At 72.5% G+C, this 25,103-nt stretch carries 18 protein-coding genes and 1 pseudogene; 10 read left to right on the forward strand and 9 right to left on the reverse strand.

Annotated elements, in window-relative coordinates:
* Positions 1-3 precede the first annotated feature (3 nt).
* Complete coding sequence (locus ACZ7G3_RS14375) at positions 4-1,179, reverse strand: hypothetical protein (protein WP_470925665.1); 1,176 nt, start codon at positions 1,177-1,179, stop codon at positions 4-6.
* A gap of 75 nt (positions 1,180-1,254) precedes the next feature.
* On the opposite strand from ACZ7G3_RS14375, the gene ACZ7G3_RS14380 reads away from it, so the two are divergent.
* The gene (locus ACZ7G3_RS14380; protein ID WP_470925667.1) at positions 1,255-1,737 is read left to right on the forward strand and encodes a hypothetical protein; all 483 of its coding nucleotides are present in this window, start codon (positions 1,255-1,257) and stop codon (positions 1,735-1,737) included.
* A 611-nt stretch (positions 1,738-2,348) separates the two neighbouring features.
* Entirely contained in the window at positions 2,349-3,869 is a 1,521-nt protein-coding gene (locus ACZ7G3_RS14385) for an alanine/glycine:cation symporter family protein (protein ID WP_470925669.1), read from the forward strand.
* A 410-nt stretch (positions 3,870-4,279) separates the two neighbouring features.
* On the opposite strand, the gene ACZ7G3_RS14390 is transcribed toward ACZ7G3_RS14385, so the two are convergent.
* From ACZ7G3_RS14390 to ACZ7G3_RS14400, 3 genes are all read right to left on the reverse strand, one after another.
* Complete coding sequence (locus tag ACZ7G3_RS14390) at positions 4,280-9,157, reverse strand: DNA repair ATPase (RefSeq protein ID WP_470925671.1); 4,878 nt, start codon at positions 9,155-9,157, stop codon at positions 4,280-4,282.
* Between the two features lie 86 nt (positions 9,158-9,243).
* Positions 9,244-11,283 (reverse strand): flotillin family protein, encoded by a 2,040-nt coding sequence (locus ACZ7G3_RS14395; protein ID WP_470925673.1) that lies wholly within the window; start codon positions 11,281-11,283, stop codon positions 9,244-9,246.
* Between the two features lie 820 nt (positions 11,284-12,103).
* A complete protein-coding gene (locus ACZ7G3_RS14400; RefSeq protein WP_470925674.1) occupies positions 12,104-13,459 on the reverse strand; it encodes an NAD(P)-binding domain-containing protein in 1,356 nt (451 codons plus the stop codon).
* Positions 13,460-13,995: 536 nt separating this feature from the next.
* On the opposite strand from ACZ7G3_RS14400, the gene ACZ7G3_RS14405 reads away from it, so the two are divergent.
* From ACZ7G3_RS14405 to ACZ7G3_RS14425, 5 genes and pseudogenes are all read left to right on the forward strand, one after another.
* The gene (locus tag ACZ7G3_RS14405; protein ID WP_470925676.1) at positions 13,996-14,361 is read left to right on the forward strand and encodes an ArsR/SmtB family transcription factor; all 366 of its coding nucleotides are present in this window, start codon (positions 13,996-13,998) and stop codon (positions 14,359-14,361) included.
* A gap of 250 nt (positions 14,362-14,611) precedes the next feature.
* Positions 14,612-15,097: a fluoride efflux transporter CrcB gene (crcB, locus tag ACZ7G3_RS14410; RefSeq protein WP_470925678.1), complete on the forward strand. Its 486-nt coding sequence runs from the start codon at positions 14,612-14,614 to the stop codon at positions 15,095-15,097.
* Positions 15,094-15,183: pseudogene (locus ACZ7G3_RS14415) on the forward strand (DUF190 domain-containing protein); the annotation flags it as partial. The gene crcB (ACZ7G3_RS14410) and the pseudogene ACZ7G3_RS14415, both read left to right, overlap by 4 nt.
* A gap of 56 nt (positions 15,184-15,239) precedes the next feature.
* Positions 15,240-15,614, forward strand: a complete 375-nt coding sequence (gene crcB / locus ACZ7G3_RS14420) for a fluoride efflux transporter CrcB (RefSeq protein WP_426520762.1) — start codon at positions 15,240-15,242, stop codon at positions 15,612-15,614.
* Between the two features lie 244 nt (positions 15,615-15,858).
* On the forward strand, positions 15,859-17,709 hold the full coding sequence (locus ACZ7G3_RS14425; protein ID WP_470925680.1) for a DUF262 domain-containing protein: 1,851 nt from the start codon (positions 15,859-15,861) through the stop codon (positions 17,707-17,709).
* 125 nt (positions 17,710-17,834) lie between these two features.
* Here ACZ7G3_RS14425 and ACZ7G3_RS14430 read toward each other — a convergent pair whose 3' ends face one another.
* From ACZ7G3_RS14430 to ACZ7G3_RS14450, 5 genes are all read right to left on the reverse strand, one after another.
* Positions 17,835-19,103 carry an MFS transporter gene (locus tag ACZ7G3_RS14430; protein WP_470925682.1) on the reverse strand — a complete coding sequence of 423 codons (1,269 nt, stop codon included), beginning with the start codon at positions 19,101-19,103 and terminating at the stop codon, positions 17,835-17,837.
* Positions 19,104-19,456: 353 nt separating this feature from the next.
* Positions 19,457-20,134 (reverse strand): ArsR/SmtB family transcription factor, encoded by a 678-nt coding sequence (locus ACZ7G3_RS14435; protein ID WP_470925684.1) that lies wholly within the window; start codon positions 20,132-20,134, stop codon positions 19,457-19,459.
* Between the two features lie 149 nt (positions 20,135-20,283).
* Positions 20,284-21,069: an MBL fold metallo-hydrolase gene (locus ACZ7G3_RS14440; RefSeq protein ID WP_470925686.1), complete on the reverse strand. Its 786-nt coding sequence runs from the start codon at positions 21,067-21,069 to the stop codon at positions 20,284-20,286.
* 263 nt (positions 21,070-21,332) lie between these two features.
* Complete coding sequence (locus ACZ7G3_RS14445; protein ID WP_470925688.1) at positions 21,333-22,889, reverse strand: potassium/proton antiporter; 1,557 nt, start codon at positions 22,887-22,889, stop codon at positions 21,333-21,335.
* A gap of 138 nt (positions 22,890-23,027) precedes the next feature.
* A complete protein-coding gene (locus ACZ7G3_RS14450) occupies positions 23,028-23,318 on the reverse strand; it encodes a DUF3040 domain-containing protein (protein WP_470925690.1) in 291 nt (96 codons plus the stop codon).
* A gap of 389 nt (positions 23,319-23,707) precedes the next feature.
* On the opposite strand from ACZ7G3_RS14450, the gene ACZ7G3_RS14455 reads away from it, so the two are divergent.
* The 3 genes from ACZ7G3_RS14455 (at position 23,708) to ACZ7G3_RS14465 (ending at position 24,843) form a co-directional block, all read left to right on the forward strand.
* Entirely contained in the window at positions 23,708-24,205 is a 498-nt protein-coding gene (locus ACZ7G3_RS14455) for a DUF2975 domain-containing protein (protein ID WP_470925692.1), read from the forward strand.
* Complete coding sequence (locus ACZ7G3_RS14460; RefSeq protein ID WP_470925694.1) at positions 24,205-24,429, forward strand: helix-turn-helix domain-containing protein; 225 nt, start codon at positions 24,205-24,207, stop codon at positions 24,427-24,429. The genes ACZ7G3_RS14455 and ACZ7G3_RS14460 overlap by 1 nt, the downstream gene beginning before the upstream one ends.
* A gap of 108 nt (positions 24,430-24,537) precedes the next feature.
* Entirely contained in the window at positions 24,538-24,843 is a 306-nt protein-coding gene (locus ACZ7G3_RS14465) for a zinc-ribbon domain-containing protein (RefSeq protein WP_426520793.1), read from the forward strand.
* Positions 24,844-25,103: the final 260 nt, after the last annotated feature.

Below are 25,103 nucleotides of genomic sequence, written 5' to 3' on the forward strand. Positions count from 1 at the left end.
TGTTCACGGCGCGGTCTCCTCGGGCTTGCGAACGGTCTGGGCGACGGCTTCGACGTCCCGTACGAAGCGACGGGGGTCGGGCATCGTGGTGCCGGAGGGGTGGGCACCCTCCTGGCACTGCCGGACGAGGCCCACCGCGTCGGAGCCGCACCGCCTGCGCAGCTCGGCGTAGATGTCCGCCGGACCCTTCGACGCGTCGCCGAAGAGGCCCAGGGCGGCGATGTCCAGCAGCGTGACGGCCGCGGCGACGGTCTTCTCCGCCTCGTGCTCGGCCAGTCCCGCGCGGTGCAGCCGCAGCCAGGCGGCTTCGGTAAAGGCCCGTTCGAGGACGGTGCGGCACAGGCTGGGCAGGACGTGGGTCATGACGACCGGAGGAAGGTTCGGCGTGCCGGCGAGGGCACGGGCGTCGGCCAGGGCCTGGCCGATCGGGTCAGTCACCCGGCGCACGGTCACCGCCGACCGCTCCTCCCGTTCCACCTCCAGGACCGTCACCGGGAACTCCTGGTGGGCGAAGGCCCGCTGGAGCCGCGTGTCGTGGGTGAAGACCACGACCTGGCGGGTCTCCCCGAGGTCGTGCAGGACCTTCGCGAGACCGTGGACCTTGGCCGGGTCCATGGACTGTACGGGGTCGTCGATGACGACGAACCCGAACGGGCTGTCCAGCGCGGCGGTACGCGGCAGGAAGAGGGAGAGCGCGAGGGAGTGCAGCTCGCCCTGGCTCATGACACCAAGGGCCGACGCTTCCGTGCCGTCCACCGACACGTCCATCGCGAGCTTGCGCACGGCGGCCTTCTCGCTGCCGGTCAGGCGGACGGACCGCAGGTCGACGCTGCTCTGCTGGCGCAGCTCCTCCCAGATCCGCTGCGAGTGGTCCTCGAAGGGCCGGAGCCGTTCCGCGCGCAGTTCGGCACTGGCGTCCTTGAGCCACTTACGGGCGGCCTTGACCTGACGCAGCCGGGGCTTGCCGGCGTGGGCGGTGCGAGCCCGGCCGAGCCAGGCGGCGAGGCGGGTGACGCAGCGCCGCCACTCCTCGTCGAGCTTCTCCAGCTCCCGGGCAGCGTCCTCCCGCAGCGTGGCACAGGCGTCGGCGAGCACGAGCGCGGCGGTCTCGGCGCGGACGGCGAGCCGTTCGGCGTCGTCGAGCCCACGGCAGGCCGACCACTCCTCCCACGGATCCACGAGCGGGGCGGGCAGCCAGTGGGGGGGTGCGTCAGGCAGGATGAGGTATCCGATCAGTGGGGGGAGGGCCCTGGGGTGGGTTACGAGTTGCAGGCAGTGATCGCGGGGGACGAGTTGCTGCGTGCCGCGTCACGGGGCGTCGCCGGCGCTCGGGTGGTGCCTCTCCGGCAGGGCCTGTCGCTGATGCCGATGACGGATGAGGTCTTCGGTGCTGTCACGGACGGCAGCGCCGTGAGGGATCTGGGATTCTGGAAGCTGCCGGGAGGCTTCGAGATCTCACTCGCCCGGTGGTCCGCTGCAGGACCTGTCGCCTATGTCGAGGCCGAGTACTTCGGTGGCGTCGGCGAGCAGCGGGCTGCCGTCTGGGCTGACGGGGCGCTGGCGGTGGGGCCACTGGATGTGCCGGCGAGAAAGTGGATGGTGCGGGCGGTCAGCCCGATCTCGCAGGCTCTTCAGCAGCTCGGCGTGAAGAGGAGCCTCGGTGGAGACGAATTCGAGGCCTTGGGACTGGGCCGTCATCGAAACAACGACGACTGGATGTCTTCCAGTACCTCTTGAGCCCGCGCCAGACGGCGGCGACTTCCGGAATCCCGCATAGCCTCGCAAGTTGCCGGTCGAGCTCGCTCCCGTCCTGACACGTCAGGGTCCTGATGCCGCCACCTGCCGGTATCCGGCATCAGGACCTGGCCGTGTGCTCCCCTCGCGTCCCATGGTGCCGACGCAGAGCACCTCGCGCGTTGCCCGCTTCCGGCAGTCTTCTGCACGCCCTCCATGCCGGTCGCCGCCCGGAGGGCGGCAGGACGGCGCGTGCTGTCGGTGGCCCCGGGGGACGCCGGCCGACCGGCGGATACGTGCCCATGACACTCATCCCGGAGTCGTATAACAGTCCGATATCACCAGCTGGGGCTTTCTCCCGTCACGGGCCGTCATGTGATCTGCATCACTCAATGATTGGCAAAGGCGTGGTAGAACTGCGCAACTCCGCAGGTGGATCGGCCGACTGCCGTTCCGTGGAAGGTCGGCCTGTACGCGCACCACAGCCCGGGGCGATCACGGTCCGAAACCGGACCGTGCGCACGGGTTCGAACACCGGACAACGACGTTCGCTCAGAGACCGCTCACCCGGCGAGACTCCCCGGCCCGCCGGCACCGCTCCACGAGGTAGCCAAGTGTCACTCGAATCCGTCACCGAGTCCGTCGACGAAGCCGTCAGCGGATTCTTCGAACCCATAGCCAAGTGGCTGGGCGAGGTCGTCTTCTACGCCGTTCCCGTCGGCGGCACGGACCTGCCCCTCATCGTCGCCTGGCTCGTCGTCGCCGGCCTGGTCTTCACCGGGTGGTTCGGCTTCATACAGCTCCGCAAGTTCCGGCTCGCCGTCGACGTGGTGAGGGGGAAGTACGACGAGGAGGGCTCGGCCGGCGAGGTCAACCACTTCCAGGCCCTGACCGCCGCGGTCTCCGGCACGGTCGGCCTCGGCAACATCGCCGGCGTGGCCGTCGCCGTCTCCATCGGCGGCCCCGGCGCCACGTTCTGGATGATCCTGTGCGGCCTGCTCGGCATGGCCACCAAGTTCGTCGAGGTCACCCTCGGCGTGAAGTACCGCGAGGTGCACGCCGACGGCACCGTGTCCGGCGGCCCGATGCACTACCTGCCCAAGGGCCTCGCCGAGCGCTTCGGCAAGAACGGCAGGACGCTCGGCAAGGTCCTCGCCGTCCTCGCCTCCTTCATGATCCTCTTCTTCGGCCTCTTCGGCGGCAACCTCTTCCAGGTCAACCAGTCCTACGCGCAGCTGGTCTCCGTCACCGGCGGCGAGGACGGCGCCGTCGGCTCCTCCGCCGGCGCCCTGCTCTTCGGCATCCTGGTCGCCGCGCTGGTCGGCATCGTGCTCCTCGGCGGCATCCGCTCCATCGCCAACGTCACCAGCAGGCTCGTGCCCGCCATGGCCGGCATCTACATCGTCGCGTGCCTGGTCGTGATCCTGGTCAACGTCAGCGCCGTCCCGGACGCCGTCACCGCCATCGTCGAGGGCGCCTTCAACCCCGAGGGTGTCGCCGGCGGTGTGCTCGGCGCACTGATCATCGGCTTCAAGCGGGCCGCCTTCTCCAACGAGGCGGGCCTGGGCTCCGCACCGATCGCCCACTCCGCGGTCAAGACCAAGCACCCCGCGAGCGAGGGTCTGGTCGCGCTGCTGGAGCCGTTCATCGACACCGTCGTCATCTGCTCCATGACCGCGCTGACCATCGTCATCGCCGACCCGGCCAGTCTCGGCAAGGACATCGGCGGCGTCACCATCACCTCCGACGCCTTCGAGACGGTGCTGCCCTGGTTCCCGTACATCCTGACCGTCGCGGTGATGCTGTTCGCCATCTCCACCGTGCTGACCTGGGGCTACTACGGCCTCAAGGCGTGGACGTACCTCTTCGGCCGCAGCCGGACCAGCGAGGTGACGTACAAGGTCGTCTACACGCTGTTCGCGATCACCGGCTCGCTGCTGACGCTGCAGACGCTGATCGACCTGGCCGACGCGGTCCTCTTCTCGCTCGCCGTCATCAACATCATCGGCCTCTACCTCCTCGCCCCCGTCGTCAAGCGCGAACTCAACTCCTTCCTGGAGTACGTCCGCGCCCGCAACGCCGGTGAGGACACCGGGGGCGACGAAGGCCAGGAGTCGGTGAAGACCACCGTCTGACCCGCCTCACGCGGACCGGCTCCTGAACGGGCCCGTACTCACCTCGCGCCTTGGTGAGCACGGGCCCGTTCGCGTACGCGCACCGTGCTCGTTTCCGCGGCTCCGGGCGGGCCTGGCGGCCGCTCCGGCCGGCGACCGGCCCCTCTCCTGCGCGTCCCGGGCGCGTCGCCGCGGATGCCTTGACCGCGTGGACGACGAGCAGAGCGCTGTAGACGCTGTAGAACGCGGCCAGCGCCGTCGCCGCGCAGGGCGCATGGGCCGGGGTGCCCGGCGTGGCGCCGGCCGGCCGAAGCGACCGCCGGCGGCGGCAAGGGCACGCCGGGGCCGGGCCGCATGTTCACCACGCTCCCGGCCACGGGACCGTGTCCGACGCCTCGGACTGGTTCCCGTGCCGCCACCGCGCGGACCGGTCAGTCCGCCCGGGTTCCCGGCCCCGGGCGGGCGGCGTGCCGGGCTGTCGGGTTGGCGACCAGGTGGCGCGGGTCGGTGGCGCGGCTGATGGCCGACTCGACGGCCGCGACCCGGTCGGCCAGCAGGCCGAGGGCGGCGACGGCTCGGGTGAGGGGGTCGTTCTCGGGGCCGCCGAGGGTCTGGGTGCGGACGTACGCCGCCTTCAGCTCGGACCAGCGCCCGGCCTGGGCGGCGGTGAGGGTGCCCCGCAGCTCGGCCAGTTTCAGCAGGTTGGCCTCGGCGCCGGTGGTGATGGTCTGGGCCTCGGCCGTGTAGTGGTCGTCGATCAGGGCGGACAGCTCGGTGTCGTTCATGACCGGCTGGATGCGCTGGGCGATCTTGTTCATGGTGCGGTAGGAGCCCTGGAGCCGGAAGGGCGGCTCGGTGCGGGTGGTGTCCGACTGGGCGGCCGAGGCGATGTACGCGGCGTTGACCGCGAGGACGGTCTCGCGGGCGGTGAGCAGGTGGCGCAGGACCGCGGTGATCCGGTCCAGTTCGGCGGGCGCGTACGGGTGGGCGAGACGGTCGGCGCGCGCGGCCGGGTCGCCTGCGGCCAGCCGGAGCAGCAGTTCCAGGTCAGCGCGGTCGCGGCCCGCGAGCGGCGCGAGGACCGGGTTGGCGGTCAGGGCGTTCTCGACGAAGCTGAGGGCGAAGGCGTCCTGTCTGCCGGAGAGGACGTCGCCGAGGTTCCACACGTCGGCGCGGTTGGCGAGCATGTCGGGGACCTGGAAGCGGCTGCCGGACTCGGTGTACGGGTTGCCCGCCATGCACACCGCGAAGCGTTTGCCGCGCAGGTCGTAGGTGCGCGGCTCGCCGTCGCGTACGCCCTCGATGCGGCGGGTGGCGTCGCACAGCGGGATGAACTTCTGCAGCAGCTCGGGCGAGGTGTGCTGGATGTCGTCGAGGTGGAGGAGGGTGTTGTTGCCCGCCTCCAGCGCGAAGTTGATCTTCTCGATCTCCTGCCGGGCGGTGGCGTTCGGGGCCTCGGCCGGGTCGAGCGAGGTCACCGTGTGGCCCAGGGCCGGGCCGTTGACCTTCACCAGCAGGAGGCCGAGCCGGTCGGCGACGTACTCCACGAGGGTCGTCTTGCCGTAGCCCGGCGGGGAGACGAGCAGCAGCAGGCCGCCGGTGTCGGTGCGTTTGGTGTCGCCCGTGGTGCCGAGCTGCTTGGCGAGGCTGTCGCCGATCAGGGGGAGGTAGACCTCGTCGATGAGCCTGCTGCGCACGAACGCGGACATCACGCGCGGCCGGAACTCGTCCAGGCGCAGGCGGCCGCGCTCGGCCGCGACCAGTGCCGCGCGTCGGCGCTGGTAGGCGCGGTGGGCGGGGACCTCTCGGGTGCGGAACTCGCGGGCTCGGGCGGTGAGTTCGTCGACGCGGACGGCCAGGGTCCGGTTGTGGACGCGCGGGTGGGTGCCGAGCAGGCCCTCGACGGTCTCGGTCAGGGGCGCGTCCGACTCGTAGCGGGGCAGGCCGGGGCACAGCTCGGCGGCCACGGCCTCGGCCAGGTCTCCGGGGGCGAGGTCGGTGCCGGTCGCCGTGGTGTACGAGGTCAGCCACGCCTCGACGAGTTGTCTGCGGGCGGCCGGGTCGGTGAGGGCGGTGAGGTCGTCGTCGTAGGCGCGGGCGTCCACCGTGCGGCGGAACTTGTCGAGCAGGGTGCGGGTGCCCGCGCCGAGTACGAAGCCGTCGGGGCCGGTCGTCAGCTCTTCGAAGAGGTAGGCGGCCGCCGCTCGTGTGCCGATCGCGTCGGCGAGTTCGGCTTCCAGGTCGGCGATCGCGGGCGCGAGTCCGAAGGTGTCGCGGGCCCGGGCCAGGGAGACGGCGCGTCGGGTCCAGGTGTCGCGCTCGTCGGCCGTCGTGCCGTGCGTCCAGAAGAGCTGGGCGGCGGCGCGGGCGGCCGGCTCGTGGCGCAGGAGGCCGGCGCCCTCGTGCAGGCGCAGGAGAGCGGCGAGGACCAGGGCCGCGTCGTGGTCGTGGACGCCGCGCTCGTAGCCCTCGTCGTAGGCCTCCTCCGCCGCGTGACGGACCAGGGCGGGCAGGTCCTCGGCGGCTGCGAGGGCGGCCGGGCCGTGCTCGTCGAGCAGGCGGGCGGCGAGGTGTTCGGCGCGGTAGGTCTCGGGCGACTCCGAGGGCAGCGGGCGGTCCCAGTACGGGCGGGTCGCGGCGAAGTCGGGGTCGGTGACCGGGGCGCGGTAGTCCGTGCCCGTCAGGGCGAAGGCCAGGTTCTCGCCCTGGGGGACGAGGGTGAGGTCGAGGGGCTGGGTGTTGACCGCGAAGCGGTGGGCGCCCAGGCGGACGGTGCGGCCGTCGTCGGCGTACAGGTCGGTGCGGTCGCGCAGGGCGCGCAGGGCCTGCTGCCGGGCGGACTTCAGGCGGCCGTCGAGCTCCTCCGCCCTGACCTGGTCGCCGAGTGAGCGCAGTTCGTCGGCCGTGCGGCGGACCTTGGCCGGCATCGGGTCGGAGGTGAAGTACGTGGTGACGGCGTCCGCGTCGGCGAGCGCGGACGCCCGGCGGACGATCGTGGCCAGGACCCGGTCGGCCGACTCGGCCAGGCGCTCGGCCCTGCGGGCACGGGCGTCGGCGAGGGTCTGCTTGCGGGCGGAGAGCGCCTCGTGGATCTCGTCGCGCTTGTCCGCCAGCTCGGCGAGGAAGCCGTCGGACTCGGCGAACCGGGACTCCAGGTCCTCCACCCGCACGAGCAGGCGGGCCAGCTGTTCGTCGCACTCCTCGGGGGTGCCGGCCGCGGCGAGCGCGCCGGTGACCGCCTGGCCGAGCAGCGCGAACTCGGCGGTGAACTCGGCCCGGCCCTCGCGGTCCCGCAGGGCGCGGCGGCGGCCGTCCAGGGTGGCGCGGGCGCGGTTGACGCCTCCGAGGACCTCGGCGATCCGCTCCAGGACGGACGTGCGGACGGTGGCGTCACCGATGTCCAGGCCGGAGACGACGTCGGTCACCGTGCGCAGGTCGTCGGCGTGCTCGTCGAGGCGGGCCGTGAGGGGTTCCGCCTCGGCGACGGTGGTGATCGCCTCGGCGTCGGCGACGAGCCGCTCGATGTCGGCCCGGTGGTCGGCGAAGGCGTCCTCGTGCGCCAGGTGGGTGACGGCCCGCTGCCCGAAGGAGGCGAGGTCGCGTTCGACGTCGGCGGCCAGCTCGTCGACGCGGCCGGTGTCCGCGTACCGCATGTCCTTGAGGGTGAGCAGGTGTCCCTGGGCCTGCCGGAGCTCGGTGAGCCCGGACACCCACGCCGCGGCGCCGCGCGGGGCCTCGCCGCGCAGGCGCCGTACGACGGTGGTGGCGCGTGCCGTGGCCTCGGTGAGGGCGTCGGCCGCCTGGCGGGTGAGCGTCTGCACCGTCTCGAACTCGGTCAGCACCTGTTCGGCGGTGTCCCTCACCTGGGTGAGCGGCTCGTGCAGGGCGCCGAGGTCCGCCTCGGCCAGCCAGTGGTGGGAGTCCGCGACCCGTGCGCAGGCCGCCACGAGCGCCTCGTACACCTCGCCGGTCGGGGTGGTCCCGGTGACCGCGCGTGTGACGGACAGGCAGTCGGAGATGCCGCGTACGAGGTCGGCGTTGCCGACGCGGGCGAGCGGGCCGGTGCCGCCCGGCCGGGCGGCGGCGTGGGTGTCGGAGACGTACGGGGAGGTCCACCGCTGCACCGGGTGCACGCGCTGCGGCTCGGTGCCGGCCGCCCGCAGGGTGAGGAGGGCTCCGTCGTCGAACAGGGCCCAGCCGTGGCAGGACAGCGGGGTGGCGACCTCCTTGCGGATGATGTTGTAGGGCAGGAGGAGGCTGCGGCCCGCGACGCGGGCGTGGAAGGCGAAGAGGACGTCCTCGCCGTTCGGGGAGCGGACCGCCCGTTCGAACTCCATGCCCTCGGTGTCGACGCCGTCGAACGTCCGGTGGGTGCCGGTGGCCAGGCAGTAGCCGCCCGGGAAGACGATGCCCTGGTCCTCGGGCAGCCGGCGGCACGCCTGCCCGATGCCGTCGAGGCGGACGACGGTCCTGGTGAGGGTGTTGAACACCAGGTAGCGGTGGGTGTCCTCCTTGTACGGGAGGACGTCCACCAGGATCAGGGCGCCCACCCGCGCGTACGCGATGTGCGCGTCGGCGAGCGACTGCAGCGGCTCGGCGACCGGCTCGGCGTACACGCCCTCGCCGGTCTCGGTGTCGTCCTCGGTCTTGACCGTCAGGGTCCCGCCCAGCGTCTCGACGAACACCTCGCCGCCGATGGAGACGTGCGGGTGCCGGCCCAGGACGTGGTCCTCGCGGGTCGTCACCGTCCACGTGAAGTCGTGCGCGGGCGGCAGGACGTGGTCGCGGTCGCCGCGCGCGTCCAGGAAGGACGCCCGGCCGTCGTCGGACAGTGCCCAGCGCAGGACCCGGATGTCGTCGGCCTTCTCGCCGGTCCGGAAGACGGCGAGCACCTTGTCGTCGACGCGGCGGAGCCGGAGGAGCCGGGCCTGGTGGAAGTAGCGGTGGAGGGCGGCGAACTCGCGGACGAAGGCGGGGTCGTCGAGCAGGCCGGGCACGGCGTCGTCGGACAGCCGGTCCAGCGTGCGGTCGTGCAGCGCGAAGACGTCGCCGACGGCGGTCTCGGCGCCGCGTCCGGGGACGGTGTTGTAGCCGAAGAGCAGCACGTCGCCGACGGACACGAGGTCGCGCGGCACGCACGCCGGCCCCGTGCGCAGTTGTTCGGTGCCGGCCAGCTCCAGGCGCAGGGAGCCGAACTCCTCGACGCGGCGGGCGTTCAGCGCCTCGGCGCGGCGGGCCAGCTCGGCCGCCTGCGCGGTGAGGCGGTCGCGCAGCACCTCGTACGTTCCCGTGTCCAGGGCGGTGGTCATGAGGTCCCTCTCCGGAAGTCGAGAAGTCGAGAAGTGCGGTCGTGGAGCTGCCGCCCCCCGCGCGGCAGCTCCACGACCGCGGTCCGTCAGCCCTTGGCGGTGCCGTTCGCAGCCGTCAGCCGGGTGTCGGCGAGGCCCAGCTCACCGGCCTTGCTCAGCAGCTGCTCCAGAGCCCCCGAGTCGGCGCCGCCCGTCTTCATGAGCTTCATCAGCAGCGTGGACACGGTCAGGTTCTGCACGTCGGCCGTGGAGACCGAGCCGAGGACGCGGCCGAGGTCGTCGGTGAAGCTCGACGTGCCGTCCAGCCAGGGCTTCGCCAGTGCCTGGGCGGTCTCGGAGTGCTGGACGAAGCCGTCGACGCTCTTGCCGAGCGCGATGGAGGACATCAGGCGGTCGAAGAAGACCGACTCCCCGCCGACGATGTTGATGTCGGCGTTCTCCAGTCCGGTCGCCAGCACCGTCGCCTGTGCCTCGGCGACCTGCCGCTGCACGTCCAGCCCGGCGAGCCGGATGTCCTTCTCCGTCTCCAGCCGCAGCCGGTACTCCTCGTGGCCACGGGACGCCTCGTCCAGCGCGGCCATCGCCGCCGCCTTCTCGGTGAGGCCGGCGGCCTCCGCCTTCAGCTTCTCGCCGACGGCCGCGGCCTCCGCGAGTGCCTTGGCCTTGGCGCCCTCGGCCTCCGCCCGCAGCCGGGCCTCGGTGGCCCCGGCCTCCGCACGGCCGGACTTCTCGATGACCTCGGCCTCCTTGTCGCGGACCTGGACGGCGGCCAGCCCTTCGGCCGCGCTCTCGGCCTGGATGCCCTCGGCGAGCCGCAGCTTGGCCCGCGCGTCGAGGTCGGCGCTCTTCAACCGGGCCTCGGCGAGCGTGAGTTCCTCGGCGGCGCGGTGGGTGGCGGCCTGTTCGGCGGCCTCCGCCGCCTTGATGTCCTTGACGAGCTTCTCCTGCGCCTCGGCTTCGGCGGCGATGATCACGGTCTGCCGCTGCCGCTCCGCCTCCTCGACCGCGCGCAGCTTCTTGATGGACTCCTCCTGCTCGGCGACCGTACGGTCCACGGCCACCCGCTCACGGATGACGTCGGCGATCTCCCGCTTCTCCGCCTCGACCTCCTTCTCGGCGGCGATCCGCGTCAGCTGCGTCTCCCGTTCCCGGGCGATGACCTCCAGGAGGCGGTCCTTCTCGATGCGCTCGTTCTCGATGGCGATGACCCGCTCGCGGTTCTTCTGCGCGACCGCGACCTCGCGGCCCTGGTTCTCGCGCTGGATGCCGAGCTGTTCCTCGGTCTTGAGGAACGCGGACTGCGCCCGCAGCCGCTCCTCCTCCACCACCCGCGCCGTCTCGGCCTCCTCCCTCGCCCGGACGGTCTCGATCTCCCGCTTCTGCTTGGTCTCCGCGTCGACCTGCCGGCGCTCCAGCTCCAGGATCGCCTCCCGGGCGTCGACGTTCTGGCGGGTGATCTCCTTCTCCTCGGTGCGCTGCGCCTCGTTGGTGCGTACGTGCTCCACGGCCGTCAGTTCGGTGATCTTCCGGATGCCCTGCGCGTCGAGGACGTTGGCCGGGTCGAGCTGGGTCAGCGGCGTCTGCTCCAGGTAGTCGATCGCCGCGTCCTCCAGGTGGTAGCCGCTGAGGTCGACGCCGATGACCTCGATGATCCGGTACCGCAGCTCCTCGCGCTTGGTGTAGAGGTCGGTGAAGTCCATCTGCTTGCCGACGGTCTTCAGCGCCTCGGAGAACTTCGCGTGGAACAGCTCCTGCAGCGTGTTCCGGTCACTGGCCCGTGCGGTGCCGACCGCCTGGGCGACCTTGACCACGTCCTCGGCGGTCTTGTTCACCTTGACGAAGAACGAGATCCGGATGTCCGCGCGGATGTTGTCCCGGCAGATCAGGCCTTCCTTGCCGGCCCGGGTGATCTCGATGGTCTTCACCGAGATGTCCATCACCTCGGCCTTGTGCAGCACCGGCAGCACGACCTGCCCGGTGAAGGTCACGTCGACCTTGCGCATCTTGGAGACGATCAGGGCCTTGCCCTGCTCCACCTTGCGGAACAGTCGGGCCACGACGAGCAGCACGGCGGCTGCGATCAGGATGCAAACGAGCACGCCGATGCCCAGGGTGCGGTAATCCATAGGAAGTCCTCGTGGTCTGCGGAGAGTTGGCGTCTTCGCGAAGCGGCGGGGCGGCCCGTTCGGAGCGGCGGCGGCCCGTTCGGTGCGGGGGCGGCCCGTTCGGTGCGGGGGCGGCCTGTTCGGTGCGGGCAGGCACGTCCGGTGCGGGCAGGCACGTCCGGTGCGGGCGGACACGTCCGGTGCGGTGTGCGTCGGCTACGGGTCAGCCGTGGTTGCGGCGACTGCCGGGGTCGTACGGGGAACTGCTCGCCGCGCCCGGTCGTCGTCGCCTGCGGTATGCGTGGCCCGGCCCGGCGGGAAGGGCACCCGGCCGTGCCGCTTTCCGGCCCGGCAGCAGCGTCGACGCTGCGCGGGGCCCGGACACCGGGTGCGTGATGCCGGGGAAGGGGAGGAGCTGTACGACGGCGACGCCGACCCGTGCCATGTCCTCACCCCCGAACCGGACCGCTGGCCCCCACGCCGACGCCCGTTGCCGGGCCCTGGCATCGAGGTCATCCCCTGTTTCTGCCGCACTCATCTTGGCCCGGGCACGCTTCGCCCCGCATTGCCGTAACACGGCAATCTTCACGCCTTGTTGATGCCGGACGGCGACGCTCGCGCAGCGCCCTGGTTCAAGGGCAGCACCGCCCGCCTCAGCCGGCCGAATCGCCGCCGTCACCGCCGGAACGGGATCGGCACCTCTCCGCGACGCCTGGCCCACGCCGTCCCCCGCGTCGGGCAGCCACGTACGCGCCGCCGTCGAGCAGGCGCACGACCCGGGGCGGCCGACCGGTTCGCGTCGCACCCGGGGGCCAGGACGACGTGCTGGGGTTCTTCGCCGTCAGCAGCCGCCGGAGGGGGCCTGGGCGCCGGTGCCGATCCGCAGCGTGGCCGGGGCCGCGCAGCAGCTGCCGCCCTCGTCGCTCCGCGCGGCGTCGGGCTCGTCGAACAGGCCGGCGCCGCCGCACACGCCGGTCTCCGGCAGGGTCAGCTCGACGCGCTCGGCCGCCTCGTGGTCGCCGGCGAGGGCGGCCGTGATGGAGCGGACCTGCTCGTAGCCGGTCATGGCGAGGAAGGTGGGGGCACGGCCGTAGGACTTCATGCCGACCAGGTAGACGCCCTGCTCCGGGTGGGACAGTTCCCGCACGCCGTGCGGGTAGACCGTGCCGCAGGAGTGGACGTTCGGGTCGATGAGCGGGGCGAGCGCGGTCGGGGCCTGGAGGCGTTCGTCGAGACCGAGGCGGAGTTCGGAGAGGAAGGAGAGGTCGGGGCGGAAGCCGGTCAGGACGATGACCTCGTCGACCGGGTCCAGGCGGCGGCCGTCCTCGGCGACCAGGACCAGCCGGTCGCCGACCCGTTCGGCCGCTTCCGTACGGAATCCGGTGACGGCGCTCGCGTGCCCCTTCTCCACCGCCGCCTTGGCGCGCAGGCCGAGGGCGCCGCGGGCCGGGAGCTGGTCGGCCTCGCCGCCGCCGTACGTGGCGTCGCCGATGCCCCGGCGCAGGATCCACACCGCGTGCGTGTCCGCCTCTTCCCCGGCCAGGTCGGCGAGCAGGGCGAGGGCGGTGAACGCGGAGGCGCCGGAGCCGACGACCGCCGTGCGCTTGCCGGCGTAGCGGGCCCGCACGGCCGGGTCCTTGAGGTCGGGGACGCGGTAGGTGATGTGGTCGGCCGTCTTCCTCTCACCGAGGGCGGGCAGGCCGTTCGCGCCCATCGGGCCGGGGGTGGTCCAGGTACCGGAGGCGTCGATGACGGCGCGGGCGGTGATCCGCTCCTCGACGCCGTCCGCCGTCTCGATGTGCACGGTGAACGGCTGCTCCTCGCGGCCGGAGTCGACGATCCGGTCGCGGCCGGCGCGGGCCACGCCGGTGACGGTGGCTCCGTAGCGGACCTTGCCGCCGAGGACGTCGGCGAGCGGCTGGAGGTACCGCTCGGCCCAGTCGCCGCCGGTCGGGTACGCCGTACCGTCGGGGCGGACCCAGCCGGTCGGGGCCAGCAGCTTCTCGGCGGCGGGGTCGGTGACCTCGGCCCAGGGCGAGAACAGGCGGACGTGCGCCCAGTCCCGTACGGCCGTCGCGGCCGACGCGCCGGCCTCCAGCACCAGCGGCTCGATGCCGCGCTCGACGAGGTGTGCGGCGGCGGCCAGGCCGACCGGGCCGGCTCCGACGACCACGACGGGCAGGTTCTGCTTCTCCATGGCGGTGCTTCCTTCGGTTCGTTGCTCGGGCGGTTCATTGCTCCGGCGGTTCGTTGCCGGGCGGGCGGAGTCGGAGCGGTGGACGGCTCAACGGAGGGGGCTCAGCGGAGGGGGGCTCAGCGGCGGGGGGCGTGCGGTGCCGGCGCGAGCCGTGCACCGCGGTGCTGAGCCCTGGGCCCGGCAGGCGCTGTCGCACGCCTGTGCGCAGCTGTCGCAGCAGCGGACGACGACCAGGTGCCGGGCCGCAGAGCGGGTGAGGACGCTGCGGATCCGGGCGGCGGCCATATCCGGCTCCTTGCTTCGATATTCGTCAATCACCTGTGCCGCCAGCATGGCACCTGATTCGATAGCCGTCAAGATAGACGTCCATCGAACCTGGGAGGTCACGGGCTGTGGAACACGCAGACGTCGCAGCGCCCTCGGACCCCCTTCGCGGGACCGGCGGGGACGCCGGCCGCATCGCCGGCCGGCTCGCCGCCCGGCTTCGCGCCCACCGAGCCCGGTCGCCCTGGTTCGACATGTGTCAACATAGACGTATGTCGAACGTCAAGGCACTGCCGCTTCTGGAACCCGAGGCCCCCGACGCCGCGGTGCCCTGCTGCCCGCCGCTGAGCGAGCGCCCCTTCACCGCCGAGGAGGCCGAGCGGACAGCCCGCATGTTCAAGGCCCTCGGAGACCCGGTACGGCTACGCCTCTTCTCGGCCGTCGCCTCCCACGAGGGCGGCGAGGCCTGCGTGTGCGACATCTCCGACGTCGGCGTCTCCCAGCCGACCGTCTCCCACCACCTCAAGAAGCTCAAGGAGGCCGGCCTGCTGACCTCCGAGCGCCGCGGCACCTGGGTCTACTACCGCGTCGAGCCGTCGGTACTGGCGGCCATGGGACAGCTGCTGACCGTCCGGTAGCCGGCTCCGGGCGCGGCCGCCGGCCACCCGTGCGACGGCATCGGCACCCCTGCACGACAAGGGCGCGCGGACACGGCGCTGAGCGGCGTTCTCGACCGGGCGTTAGTCTGAAGGCCGGCTGCGGTGTCACTCGCAGCGCGGCGGTGGGGCTCGCCGTACCCGAACCGCGGCATCGGCGCCGCCAACAGTCCCTACTTGCGATGGTGCGTGCCCGCGTGTCCGGGCCCCGGCGAGTAGGAGACGTACGTTCATGACAGCCCGCCCGCGCTCCCAGGTGGACGAGCCCATGCATCCCGATGCCGGTCTGCGCGTACCTTCCCGACGACGCCGGACCTGGCGGGACCAGGGGCCGGTCGTGGCGGTCGTGGCTCTCGGCGGAGGCACGGGAGCGGCGGCCCGTTACGGAGCGTCACTTCTGTGGCCGGTCGCGGCCGGCGGTTTCCCCTGGACCACTCTGTGCGTGAACGCGGCCGGATGCGCGGTCCTCGGCATCTTCATGGTGGTCGTCAGCGACGTATGGGCCGCGCACCGGCTCGTACGGCCGTTCTTCGGCACCGGCGTACTCGGGGGGTTCACCACCTTCTCGGCCTACGCCGTCGACACCCAGCGGCTCGTGGACGAGGGCGAGGCGCGGAGCGGACTTCTGTATCTGGCCGTGACGCCGGTGGCAGCGCTCGCGGCTGTGTGGCTCGCGGTGACGGCGACGCGCCGCGTACTCGCGCGGAGGCAGGGATGACGAGGCTGACGGGTACCGCACTGCGCGTGACGGTCTTCATCGGGGGAAACGCAACCTGGCACCACGAACCGCTCCACAGCGGGATCCGGGTGCTCCTCGACGACTGCGGGGTCATCCGGTACGTGGGCAGGGGGCAGGGCGCGTGAACTGGGTCCTGGTGATCGTCGGAGGCATGGTCGGCGCGCCGCTGCGCTATCTCACGGACCGGGCGGTGCAGCGACGGCACGACACCGTCTTCCCGTGGGGGACCTTCACCGTCAACGTCGTGGGGTGCTTCGTCCTCGGGCTCCTGTCCGGCGCCGTGCTGGCGGGCGCCGCCTCCTCCCACCTCCAGCTGCTGCTCGGCGTCGGGCTGTGCGGGGCGCTGACGACCTACTCGACGTTCTCCTACGAGACGCTGCGGCTGGCCGAGGACGGGGCGAGGTTCCTCGCCGCCGCCAACGCCGTCGCCAGTGTGGCGGCGGGGCTGGGGGCGGTGTTCGTCGGGGTGTCCTTCGCGGACGCGCTGTGGGCGTGAGTGCCGGGACGGCCCCGTCGCCGTCCCGGACGTCGTCCCGGACGTCGTCGGGCATGGCCTCGGCCCCGGCCGTAGGCGTCGTCACGGGCACCGGTGAGGCCGCGGCGACGGGCTCATCGCCGATGTCCGGTCCTTCGGGCCGAAATGGAAGCGGAACCGACCCGGAGTTCACGGAACAAGCCGATCAGCCATGGCGAAGATCGCTACGGTAAGAGTCCGGGCGCGAGGGAGGGGACCCCAAGCCATGAGAGCGGACACGGTCGACCTGCGGCGGATCTTCGGCAGGGACGTGCGTTACACGGTGCCACTGTTCCAGAGGCCGTACGTGTGGAACCGGGACGACAACTGGTCGGCGCTGTGGGAGGACATCCGCCGCACCGTGGAGCGGGCCGAGCAGGCGGCTCTGACCGGGGAGACGGTGGCACCGCATTTCCTCGGAGCGGTTGTCTTCGACGAGACCCCGTACCTTTCGTCCAGCCTGGAGACGCGGCAGGTCATCGACGGTCAGCAGCGCCTGACGACGTTACAGCTGTTCCTGTTCGCGGCCCGCCTGTCCGCGGCGGCTCTCCACCACGAGCGCTCGGTACGGCTGCTGAGCAAGTTCCTGGAGAACGACGAGGACCTGTTCGACCGCGCTCAGCACCCCGACCACCTCTACAAGGTCTGGCCGACCAATGCGGACCGCGACGATTTCCGCGCCGTCATGCTCGGTCAGGGCGGGGGAGGCCGGCTCGCCGAAGCCGTCGCCTACTTCCAGCAGGAGATCGACGTATGGCTGGCGGAGGCCGCTGAGCCGAACGAGCGGCTGGGGATGCTGGTGCAGGCGCTGCGGGAGCAGCTTCGTCTGGTCATCATCGACCTGGAGGAGCACGACGACGCGCAGGTCGTCTTCGAGACGCTGAACAGCCGTGGCACTCCGCTGGAGCACGCGGACCTGATCAAGAACCTGCTGTTCCGCGACGCCGAACGTGCCGGCGCGGACGTCGACCGGCTCTACAAGACGTACTGGGCCTCCTTCGACCAGGACGAATGGCGCATGGAACAGACGACCGGCCGCATCACGCGAAGCCGCCTCGACGTGTTCCTGACGTACTGGCTCACGATGCGTACGCAGCGCGAGTTCACCGCCTCCGCGCTGTTCAAGGAGTTCGAGCGCTGGCTGCTCTCGTCCGCCGTGCCCACGGAAGAGGTCTTCGCCGAGCTGACGCGGTACGCCGAGATCTACGACTTCATCGACGACCATCCGCTGCACGGCGTCGAGGGACGGTTCCTGTACCGGATGAAGGTCCTTCAGACCTCCACCCCGATGCCCCTGCTCCTCTTCCTGTACGGCCTGGACGAGTCCGTGCTGCCACTGGAGCGCCGACGGCGGGCGATCCGTGCCGTCGACAGCTACCTCGTTCGCCGGGCGGTGCTCAATCTCAGCACCCGCGACTACAACAACGTCTTCCGTGACCTGGTCGCGGCCGTGTCCCGGCAACCCGACCGCGCGGACGAGGCCGTCGTCGAAGCCCTCTCGGCCATGCAGGGCCACCACCGTCACTGGCCGAGCGACCACGACTTCCGTACCTCGTTGGAACAGGACCCCCTCTACTCCCGCCTGGTCCGCCGCAGCGTACGCATCCTCCTGGAAGCTCTGGAGGACGAGCTGCGCACCGACCACACGGAACAGCTCACCGTTCCCGTCGGCGAGCAGGCCGGTGCGAAGTTGACCATCGAGCACGTCATGCCGCAGAGCTGGCGCGACAACTGGCCGCCACTCGAGAACGATCAGTCCGAAGGAGCCGACCGCGACGAACTGGTCCACACACTCGGCAACCTGACCCTGGTCACCGCCCGCCTGAATCCCACCCTGGGCAACATGGCCTGGGAGGACAAGCGGCAGTGGCTCGGCCGGCACAGCCTGCTGCGCCTCACCCACGGCACCCTGCTCAGTGCTCCGCCGGACACTGACATCAGCGAGTGGGCGACCACCTGGGACGAGCATCGGATCCGTACGCGGAGTGCGTACCTCGCCTCACTGTCCTTGCGCATCTGGCCGCATGCCGCCGCTCTGCGCACCGCGCCGTGGTCTGCCGAGCACGACAAGGAGTGAACACGCGCGGTCAGTGGCCGTCGCAGGGACATCCACTCGGCCTTGCCGCCCGGTCCCAGGGGCCTGCGGGGACCGCCCGGGGCCGGCTTCGCCGACGACGGGGACGACAAGACGACGGAGACACCTCACCGGCGGTAGGCGGTTGCGGCGACGGCGGGCAGGAGGGCGAGGGAGAGGGCTCCGCCGGCGAGGGCGAGGACGGGGTAGCTCGCCGCGGCGACGACGAGGCCGGAGGCCATGCCGCCGGTGGCGCCGGCGATGGCGATGGAGACGTCGACCAGGCCCTGTGTCCTGGCGCGGGTGGCCAGCGGCACGGTGTCGGTGATGATCGCGGTGCCGGACACGAGGCCGAAGTTCCAGCCCAGTCCGAGCAGGGCCAGCGCGAGAGCGAGCAGGAACACGGAGTCGCCGGGGGCCGCGGCGGCGAGGATACCGGCGGCCAGGAGGGTGATGCCCGAGGCGGCGGCGATCTTCATGCGGCCGAAGCGGTCGACGAGCCAGCCGGTCAGCGGGGAGGGCAGGTACATGGCGCCGATGTGGATGCCGATGACCAGGCCGGACGCGGCGGTGGAGTGGCCGTGGTCGTGCATGTGGACCGGCGTCATCGTCATGATCGCGACCATGACGAGCTGGGTCAGGACCATCACCAGCGCCCCCAGGACGACGCCCCCCGGGGCCTTGCCGGCGGCTTGCTCCCCGGGCGACGGAACGTCGGCCGTGCGCTTCTCCCGTGCCGCGGCGACGGTGCGGGCCAGGAGCAGCGGGTCGGGGCGCAGCCAGAGGGCGAGGACGAGGGCGGCCAGGGCGTAGGCGGTGCCGGAGAGCAGGAAGAGGCCGGCGAGGTGGGGGATGCCGAGGTGTTCGGCGAGGGTGCCGGCGGGAGCGGCGAGGTTGGGTCCGGCGACGCCGCCGAGGGTGGTGGCGACCAGGACGGTGGAGACGGCGCGGGCGCGGTGGCCGGCCGGGGCGAGGTCGGCTCCGGCGTAGCGGGCCTGGAGGTTGGTGGCGGTACCGGCGCCGTAGACGAACAGGGCGATGAACAGCAGGACGGGGTTGTCGAGGACGGCGGCGGAGATGACACCGGCGGAACCGATCGCGCCGGTGAGGTATCCGGTGGCGAGGCCGGGGCGGCGGCCGCGGGCCTGGGAGATGCGGCCGACGGTGACGGCGGCGAGCGCGGAGCCGGCGGTGAACAGCGCGCTGGGCAGTCCGGCGAGGCTGGTGGTGCCGAGCATGTCCTGAGCGAGCAGGGCGCCGACGGTGACGCCCGCGGCGAGACCCGCGCCGCTGAGAACCTGGGAGGCGACCAGGACGCGCAGGATACGGCGCTGCGCCGGGGCGGGATCGGGTATGCCGGAGTCTGTGGCCGGACCGGCGTGGGCGGGAGTGGTCACGGGAGCCTTTCGCGGGGCGGGGCGGGGCAGGCGGGGCGGGCGCGGCTTCCCGGCTCTCGGCGGCCGGGAACCCGGGGCCCGGGCCCCGGCCGCCTCCGGACGGTGCGACGGTCCACGGGGAGGCGAGGGCCTGAGCGCGGTCGGCGATCAGGTCGGTGGCGTGCTCCGGGCCGACGGGCACACGGACCACACTGTCGGCGAAGCCGCGGCCGCCGTGATGGCCGCCGTCGGGGTCGCGGTGGTGGCCGCCGTCGGGGTCGCGGTGGTGGCCGCCGTCGGGGTCGCGGTGGGGGTCGCCGTGGTCACCCCCGCGGTGGTCGCCGAAGAAGGCGGCAGCCGGTCGGCCGGAGCGTTCATGCCAGGTCCGCGGCGTCGACGGGCAGCTCCGACAGGCGCCACTCCAGCATGCCGTCGTTGAGGCGGACCGCTCGGCGGCCGAGGTCCGTCAGCAGCCGTACGGCGTCGTAGGCCAGGACGCAGTACTCGCCACGGCAGTACACGACGATCTCGGCGTCCTGGGGCAGCTCGTCGATGCGCTCGGCCAGCTCCTCGACCGGGATGGAGAGCGCGCCCGGAATGTGCCCCGCCCGGTACTCCTCCACCGGCCGCACGTCCAGTACGACGACGCCTCCGGCCGCCACCCGGGCGCGCAGCTCCTCTCGGGGCACTTCGGCGGCGGCGTGCTCGCCGAGGTGGGCGTCACGGGCGGCGGGGACGGTGGCCTGGTGGGCTTCGGCGACCTTGCGCAGCAGGGCGAAGAGCTGCGCGACGTCGTCACCGGCCAGCCGGTAGTGGATGCGGACCCCCTCGCGGCGGGTCGAGACGAACCCGGCCTGCTTGAGGATCTGCAGGTGCGCCGACGCGGTCGTCAGGTTCAGCCCGGCCGCCTTCGCGAGCGCGTCCACGGTCCGCTCGCCCTGGGCCAGCAGGTCCAGCAGCTCCAGCCGCTTTCCGCTGGCCAGCGCTTTGCCACTGGCCGCGAACGCCTCGTACAGCAGCGTCTTCGTCCCGCTCTTCGTGCTCTCCGGCATGGGCATCCTCCATATATCCATGCAATACCGTAGATGAATGCGGGCGCGGTGACCACACGCCCCCACCCCCGGGCCCCAGGCCCCGGGAGGACGCCGTCGTGCTGATCGGCTACGGCGTCAAGGTCGCCGACACACACCCCTGACGCTCGTCAGCGACTCCTCCCGGGCACCCCGAAGGTGCGGCCGGGCGCGGCGTACTCCACGGGGCCGGTGCAGCGCGCACCCGCCCGGGTCACCGCCTCCGCCGGTTCCAGGGACGGCCCGAGGTGGGTGACGACCAGGCGCCGCGCTCCGGCGGTGGCCGCGCTCTCGCCCGCCTGCTCCGGGGTGTGGTGCACGGCCTCGGTGCCGGCCTGGGGCGCGCGTACGTAGTCCGCCTCGCACAGCAGCACCGCGCAGTCGTCGGCGAGCGCTGTGAGCGCCTCGCACGGGGCGGTGTCGCCGGAGTAGGCGAGGCAGGCTCCGTCCTCGGTCTCGATCCGGACCCCGAACGCGGGCATCCCGTGCGTCACCGCCCGGCTGGTCAGCGCGAGCCCGCCGACCAGGGCGCGGTGGTGGTCGCGCAGCTCGACGACCTGGAAGGCGTCCTCGACCGGGCTCCGCCGGGGCCCGTTGGTGAGGAAGCCGGCGAGCCGGTCCGCGATTCCCGGCGGGCCGAAGAGGGGGACGGGCGCGCGGAGTTCGATGTCCGCGTACAGGAGGCCGTAGTACGCGGTCAGCAGGTCGGCGCAGTGGTCCGCGTGCAGATGCGAGATCCAGATTCCGTCGAGCCGGTCCAGGCTTGTGTGTTCGCGCAGCGCGCCGAGCGTGCCGCTGCCGGCGTCCATCCACAACCGGGCGCCACCGCCCTCGACCAGGTACCCCGAGCACGGGTTCCCGGCCCGGGGGTAGGGGCCCGCGCTGCCGAGGACCGTGAACCGGAGATCGTCCGTCATGTGCGCGGAGTCTACGGGCGCCGCCGCCCAGGGCCCGGCGCTCGGGCGTCCGGCGCCGCAGCGGCCGCTTCCGCCCGCGTCGTCCGGGCGGAGAGGTCGCGGGGGCGCGCCTCTGGTCGCCCGAGACGAGCCCGCGGGCGGGCAACGATGCGACCCGCCTGCTCCACGCAGCCCTGACGTGCACGTGCTCCCGCTCCACGCGACCCCGACGTACACGTGCTCCCACTCCACGCGACCCCGACGTACACGTGCTCCCGGTCGCGTCAGCGTGGTGCTCGTGCCGTGGACCCGGGTGGCGAGGTGTCTGGTTCCTTCTCCGGTTCCGGGGCGCCGTGTTCCCCGAGCCATCGGGCGAGTTTGCCGCGCCGGCCGATGGCGCGCAGGCGGCGCTCCGCGGCCTCCCGGGTGTGGAGGGTGGTGATGAGCAGCAGTTCGTCACCGGCGCGCAGCACGGTGTCGCGGTCGGGGACGAGGGTGGTGCCGTCGCGCACGATCAGGGTGACGACGGTGGGGGGCGGCAGGCGCAGTTCGAAGACGGCGACGCCGTGCAGGCGGGAGCCCGGCGGGATGGCCACGGTGAGCAGGTCGGCGTCCAGGACGTCGAGGGGCGCGGTCTCGACCTGGATCTCGCGCAGCGCGTCGGAGCGGGTCAGCCGGAGGCGCCGGGCGGCGGCGGGCAGGGTGGGGCCCTGGACGAGGGTGAAGAGGACGACGAGGACGAACACGATGTTCAGTACGTCGCGTGCGCCCGTGACCCCTTCGACGATCGGGAAGGTGGCGAGCACGATGGGCACCGCGCCGCGCAGGCCCGCCCAGGAGATGAACGCCTGTTCGCGCCAGGGGACGCGGAAGGGGAGGAGGCAGAGGAGGACGGAGACGGGGCGGGCGGCCAGCAGCAGGACCGTGCCGACGACGAGCGCGGGGAGGATCGCGGAGGGCAGTTCGCTCGGGTCGACGAGCAGGCCGAGCATGACGAACAGGCCGATCTGGGCCAGCCAGCCGGCGCCTTCGGCGAAGGAGCGGGTGGCGGCGCGGTGCGGCAGTTCGGCGTTGCCGAGGACGAGGCCGGACAGGTAGGCGGCGATGATGCCGCTGGCGTTCACCGCTCCGGCCGCGGCGAAGGCGACGATGCCGAACCCGACCGTGGCGAGCGGGTACAGGCCGGTGGCGGGCAGCGCGATGTGCCGCAGCGCGGCGGCTCCCAGGCGGCCGGTCAGTACCCCGAGCGTGCCGCCGGCCACGAGCTGGTAGAGCAGGTTGCCGACGACCGGGCCGGGGCCGGGCAGGTCGCCGGCGGTGGTGGTGGAGAAGATCAGGACCAGGATGATGGTGGGGGCGTCGTTGAACCCTGACTCGGCCTCCACCAGCCCCGTCACCTTCTGCGGCAGGGGGAGCGAACGCAGTACGGCGAAGACCGCCGCGGCGTCGGTGGAGGACACGATGGCGCCGAGCAGCAGAGCCAGGTGCCAGTCCATGCCCAGCAGCCAGTGCGCGCCGGCGGCGGTCACCGCGACGGAGACGGCCACCCCCGCGGTGGCGAGCACGCCGGCGGGGGCGAGCAGGCGCCTGACGTCGCTCCACCGGGTGGTCAGGCCGCCCTCGACGAGGATGACCGCCAGGGCGGCGGTGCCCAGCGCCTGGGCCAGCTGCGCGTCGTCGAAGTCCAGGCCGAGCCCGTCCTCGCCGGCGACGACGCCGACCGCGAGGAACAGCAGCAGGCTGGGCAGGCCGACACGGTGGGCGGCGCGGGCGGCGGCGATGCTGGCCAGCAGCACCGTGCCGCCGATCAGCAGGGTCAGGTAGAGCTCGGGCAGGGTCATCGGCCGGGCCCCGAGCCGTCCGGGGCGGGCTGACGGGCGCCGGGGCCGCCACCAAGGCCGTCGCCGAGGCCGCTGAAGTCGCCACCGAAGCCGAGGCCGAGGCGGTCGCCGAAGCCGCCCCCGGAGCCGCCCCCCGCGTCAGGCGCGGGGCGGAGGACGCCGGTCGCCGCGTGTCCGCCGGTGCGGGTCGAAGAGTTCCCCGGCGATCCCGGCGAGGACCAGGCCGGTGGCGATGAGCAGCCCGTGGGCCAGGGCGATGCCGGCGCCCAGCGCCGCCAGGGCGGTGGCGAGCAGCAGCCAGACCCGGACGCGGCGGTACTCGCGTGGCCGGAGGGGTCGGCCGGCGCCGAGGGCGCGGGCGAACCGGGGGTCGTCGCGGTGCAGGCGGGACGCGATCTCGCCGAGGCGCTGGTCGTCGGATCCGGGCACGGCGTCCTCCTCCCGGCGCGGGGCCCCGGGCAGGCGACGGTCGGGCGGGCCATCTGCTCTCCTTGCGAGGTGGGAACGTCACGATCACACCAGGGCGAAGTGGCGCAGCCGCGCATACGTGGCCGACCCGGCCCGGCCTGTCCGGGAAAGGGTGGGCGGGCCGACTCCAGCGTCGCCTCCGTCGGGCGGTGGGCACTATCCGGTACGGAACCCAAAAGCGACCGGATGCGACCTGTAGCAGCGCGGAGCGCGGGCCGTACGCGTCGTGCTCGCCGCCCCGCCGGTCACCGTCACCTTGGCCCGCCGCTTTGCCCCCACCTTGCCTCCCACCTTGCCGCACCTATCGATTCTCGATAGCTTTCCATCGTGAAACGATCGAAGGAGAGGCCATGGGACAGCTGACGGTGGTCGCGCTGCGCGGCGTGGTCGGGGTGCTGCTCGCCGGCTCGGTGTTTATCCAGGTGGTGCTGATCCGGCTGCTGGCGTCCGGATCGGGTGATCCCGACGCCGCTCTCGCGGCCGTACGCACGCCGGTGTTCCTGATCGTCGTCCTGGGCGCCGCGGCGGCCCAGGTCGTCCTGGTCTGCGTCTGGCGGCTGGTGACGATGGTGCGACGCGGCACCGTGTTCTCCCTCGACGCCTTCCGGTACGTGCATGTCGTCATCGGCGCCTTCGTCGCGGCCGCGCTCCTGGTGTTCGCGCTCGGGGTCGTCCTGGCGCCGGGTGAGGCGGTCGCGCCCGGCGTCGTCCTCCTGCTGGGCGGGGTCGTCGTGGCGATCCTGGGCGTCGCGCTGGTCGTGCTCGTCCTGCGGATGCTGCTCGCCCAGGCCGTCGCGCGCGACGTCGAAGCCGCACGGATGCGGGACGAGCTGGCAGAGGTGATCTGATGCCGATCGTCGTCGACATCGACGTGATGCTGGCGAAGCGCAAGATGTCCGTGGGCGAGCTCGCGGAACGTGTCGGCATCACCCCCGCCAACCTGGCCGTACTGAAGAACGGCCGCGCCAAGGCGGTGCGCTTCACGACGCTCGCCGCGCTCTGCGACGTACTCGAGTGCCAGCCGGGAGACCTGCTGCGCTGGGAGGCCGGGGGCGCGGACACCGTGGAGTGACACGGGTCGCGGGTGGCCTCCCGCCCCCGCCCCGGCGCAATCTGGGAGAGGATCTGCGTGCCTGTGCCCTGCGTGCCCGCGGGGGACCGACCCGGGAAGGACCGTCTCGTGATCATCTTCGGCACCAAGGGATACCTCTACCAGCTCGCGATACTGACGCTGGTGTGCGGCCAGTGCGGCAACCCCTCCGCGCACACTCTGCGCAAGCGCGTCACGAAGTTCACGCTGTTCTTCGTGCCGCTGTTCCCGTTCTCCACGAAGTACCTGACGCAGTGCACCTTCTGCGGCGCCGAGCAGAAGGTGACCAAGGAGCAGGCGGAACAGCTCCAGACGCAGGCCGTGAGCGGCGGCCAGGGAGGTCAGGGCGGCCAGACGTACGGGCAGTCGCAGCAGCAGCCGTACCAGCGGCCGTGAGGCCCGGCAGCCGGTGCGCCGGCGGTCGGCTGCCTGCGCCGGCAGCCGGTGCCGAGCGGCCGGCGCCGGTGACCGGTGCACGAGTGGGCCGGCGCCGGTGACCGGTGGCCGGTAGCCGGTAGCCGGTAGCCGGTAGCCGGGTGAGTGGACGACCGACGGAGGGCAGCCGCTGAACAGGCCTTGACGCGTTGCCGGTTTCCGGCAGCCTTGACTACTCTCACGTTGCCGGACACCGCGCACGGGGCGTGAACGGCAGGGGG

This window comes from Streptomyces sp. NPDC037271 (assembly GCF_055603605.1).

Excerpts from the sequence above, each read along its gene's own strand:
- ACZ7G3_RS14390 (WP_470925671.1), bottom strand. The coding sequence starts at position 9,157 with ATGACCACCGCCCTGGACACGGGAACGTACGAGGTGCTGCGCGACCGC.
- ACZ7G3_RS14395 (WP_470925673.1), bottom strand. The coding sequence starts at position 11,283 with ATGGATTACCGCACCCTGGGCATCGGCGTGCTCGTTTGCATCCTGATC.
- ACZ7G3_RS14400 (WP_470925674.1), bottom strand. The coding sequence starts at position 13,459 with ATGGAGAAGCAGAACCTGCCCGTCGTGGTCGTCGGAGCCGGCCCGGTC.
- ACZ7G3_RS14405 (WP_470925676.1), top strand. The coding sequence starts at position 13,996 with ATGTCGAACGTCAAGGCACTGCCGCTTCTGGAACCCGAGGCCCCCGAC.
- crcB (WP_470925678.1), top strand. The coding sequence starts at position 14,612 with ATGACAGCCCGCCCGCGCTCCCAGGTGGACGAGCCCATGCATCCCGAT.
- ACZ7G3_RS14425 (WP_470925680.1), top strand. The coding sequence starts at position 15,859 with ATGAGAGCGGACACGGTCGACCTGCGGCGGATCTTCGGCAGGGACGTG.
- ACZ7G3_RS14435 (WP_470925684.1), bottom strand. The coding sequence starts at position 20,134 with ATGCCGGAGAGCACGAAGAGCGGGACGAAGACGCTGCTGTACGAGGCG.
- ACZ7G3_RS14440 (WP_470925686.1), bottom strand. The coding sequence starts at position 21,069 with ATGACGGACGATCTCCGGTTCACGGTCCTCGGCAGCGCGGGCCCCTAC.
- ACZ7G3_RS14445 (WP_470925688.1), bottom strand. The coding sequence starts at position 22,889 with ATGACCCTGCCCGAGCTCTACCTGACCCTGCTGATCGGCGGCACGGTG.
- ACZ7G3_RS14455 (WP_470925692.1), top strand. The coding sequence starts at position 23,708 with ATGGGACAGCTGACGGTGGTCGCGCTGCGCGGCGTGGTCGGGGTGCTG.
- ACZ7G3_RS14460 (WP_470925694.1), top strand. The coding sequence starts at position 24,205 with ATGCCGATCGTCGTCGACATCGACGTGATGCTGGCGAAGCGCAAGATG.